1 protein-coding gene is annotated in these 286 nt (G+C 39.5%); it reads right to left on the bottom strand.

Translation table 11 applies throughout. The features are described from left to right. The coding region (locus JEM65_RS23605) for a GIY-YIG nuclease family protein (RefSeq protein ID WP_199603701.1) at positions 1 to 203 on the bottom strand (203 nt) is incomplete at its 3' end. Between the last annotated feature and the right edge of the window lie 83 nt (positions 204 to 286).

Below are 286 nucleotides of genomic sequence, written 5' to 3'. Positions count from 1 at the left end.
TTTTTAATCTTTTTCTCTAAAGTTAGTGCTTTTGATCTGTTTTCTACCTTTTGAGTAAAAACCAAATTCCACGGTGCGCCAGTTTTAGTTGATGGAACCAAACTTTTGTTGAGTCTTATAAATCTCTTTGCGATATCATCCGTTTGACCGACATAATATCTTGAACGTTTTTGGCTATACAATATGTAAACCGTATAATCCATAATTTTCAGTTTGGGTGGTCACGCCTCAAGCGTGACGACCTCCGCGTCCCAAACACGGCGCAATAACTTCCGGAGACCTGTCA

It is taken from the genome of Gelidibacter salicanalis, assembly GCF_016469035.1.
In the GTDB taxonomy this organism is placed as follows: domain Bacteria; phylum Bacteroidota; class Bacteroidia; order Flavobacteriales; family Flavobacteriaceae; genus Gelidibacter; species Gelidibacter salicanalis_A.
Note: the sequence above shows the minus strand (reverse complement) of the source record. Positions and strands in the feature narration are given on the sequence as shown.